Annotated in this window: 3 protein-coding genes; all 3 read right to left on the bottom strand. The window is 41.0% G+C overall.

What is annotated here, in order from left to right:
* Positions 1 to 517: hypothetical protein (locus DW082_RS14035; protein ID WP_118459182.1), on the bottom strand; the 517-nt coding region annotated here is incomplete at its 3' end.
* Positions 518 to 542: 25 nt separating this feature from the next.
* Positions 543 to 998: a hypothetical protein gene (locus DW082_RS14030; protein ID WP_049702880.1), complete on the bottom strand. Its 456-nt coding sequence runs from the start codon at positions 996 to 998 to the stop codon at positions 543 to 545.
* Positions 999 to 1,336: 338 nt separating this feature from the next.
* A partial coding sequence (locus DW082_RS14025) for a mobilization protein (protein WP_118459180.1) occupies positions 1,337 to 2,257 on the bottom strand: 921 nt, incomplete at its 5' end.

Below are 2,257 nucleotides of genomic sequence, written 5' to 3'. Positions count from 1 at the left end.
AAATAGATATATCCAAAGTTTTTTCGACATTTGGATACAATCGTTTAAGCTCTTTAAAGTCTATTTTGAAAAGCCTATCTGTCGTTTCTAACCAATAAAGATATTGATAATCCATTTTATAAATATCCCCCAAAGATTTCCCTTTATATTTCCCAAACATAAGTATCTCATCCGCTTTGTGAATAGGAAATATTTCATCAAGAGATACGCCAGGAACATCAATTAAAACCCACTCTCCACATCCGGCACAAGGGATTTCTTCATCTTTGATATTTGGATAACACTCTTTCCTATAAGTGTCATCAGGTTTACCATTCATAAAGCATTTACCATAAGCTTTTCCATATTTACCACGTGGCTTTACTGTTTCAACTAAAAAGGTTCTATCTCGATTAGGGTCAATACGCCTCTCTTCACTTGATGAGCGTGCTAAACCCAACTCACACCGTTTAACTAAAAATGGTGTTCGCTTACCTATATTGTAATAAATATTAAAAATATTATCGTGTGGGTACATATCTTATTCTCATTGTGGTGGACACTCAATTATCTTTAAATAATTTGTCAAGTTCTTTTCTTATTGCGCCTAACGCTATATTTTGGTCATGGCTTACAGTCATTCCTATTCCACTACTTTTTACTACTGCTATACGTTGATTGTTATTGTAGTCGTAAAATGTTACTGTAATATATGTATGTCCTCCATCCCATTTTTCAGAAGTAACATGGATATTAGGCGTAAGAATGCTATCAGAACACTCCAATACCTTTGAGATATTAGAGGTAGATAACACTTTTAGATTTGTTTCTGCAATTTGATTTTGAACTGCCATTATAATATCATCTAATTCTCTATCACCTGATGATTCACTACCAAAAATAACATACTTGTACTTGCTTACATCTGCATTGCTTGATAGTACAATCCTGCTTGATGCACAAGATGTCATTAATGTTATAATAATAGCGATAGGTATAATTTGTTTGATTAATTTCATATTTTTCTTTATTCCTATGGCTCATTAAGTTCCAATAAAGCCGTTAATTACACAGAAGCGTGGAACTGCAATGCCACGTCTTTGTTGAAGGTCGTAGGAAAACCCTAATGAGCAGATGTAGTAATAGCAGCCCACGCTATAGCGTGAGAACCACTATGCCATCCTTGCTCATTTTGAAAATTTCCTACGTTTTCAACAACAAGATAAGCATAACGCTTCTTTCTTTTCTAATATGTCTTGGACGGAGTTTCCCCAATCCAAACACAAAAGTAATGAAAAGTTGTGATAATCACTTATGTTGCAACAGATTTATTTGCTCGCTGTTTAAAATCGGAATTCTACAGTTTCATTCCTCTGCTTTTCCTTTGCGGTTGTATAGGTCGGCGTATGTTCTGCTTTAACTTCTCGAACTGTTCCTTGAACCACTCGGCAATGGGCTTTCGGTCGATGGCAAGAACTAATCTCGTCCCGTCCGTGGGGTCTTTCACTACTTGAAACCCAGCCTTTTCGGTCGTGAATTTCCGTCCGTGTTCTTCCGAGTAGAGTTCCCCTGCATACTCCAACGGCTTTCCCTTGACGAGCGTTGCGGTCTGTCTTTCATCGAACCCAATAAGGCGGCAGAGGTTTTCGATACGGAGCATTTCACGGAAATAGGGAAACCATGCCGCAGCCCTTGCAATTACCGTTTTCAAGAAAGATATTTCCTCCTTGTGCTTCGTTTCTTTGTCCGCTATCTCCCTGCGGTGCTTCCGTTCTACTTCTGCCATCTGTCGGCTGTGGTCTGCCTGCATGTTCTGTATTCTGTCTTGCAGGGCTTCGATGGTTTCCTCGTGGTCGGCTATCTCTCTATGCAGGGCGGTGTTCTCCCTTTCCAATGTCTTGACCTTGTTGCTGCCGAAAAGAGAACCGACACTCTCGGCGATGTTAGCGGCTGCGGTGGTTGCTGCCCCTTTCAGCTTCTCGGTCTGTATTTCTTTTTTCGCCTGTCTTAGTTCTTCCCGTGCCGTTTCTTTCTGCTGTTGCAAATCCACCACTTCCGCTTTGAGGTCGTCGGCAAGTTTCTGTATATCCCGATAATACTGCTGTGTGGACTTGTGGCGAGCTTTCGAGCCGTCTATGCCTCTTTGCAGCCCGTATTTCGCCATCGCTTCGGCATAGGTATCTTGGTAGGACTTCAATTTCAGCCGTGTCATAATATCGTCTGCGCACAGCCTCACGGTGTCGGTCGGCTTCTTGCGGTATCGCTTCTTCGTCTGTTC

Source organism: Alistipes sp. AF48-12 (assembly GCF_003477565.1).
Taxonomy (GTDB): Bacteria; Bacteroidota; Bacteroidia; order Bacteroidales; family Rikenellaceae; genus Alistipes_A; species Alistipes_A hominis.
Note: the sequence above shows the minus strand (reverse complement) of the source record. Positions and strands in the feature narration are given on the sequence as shown.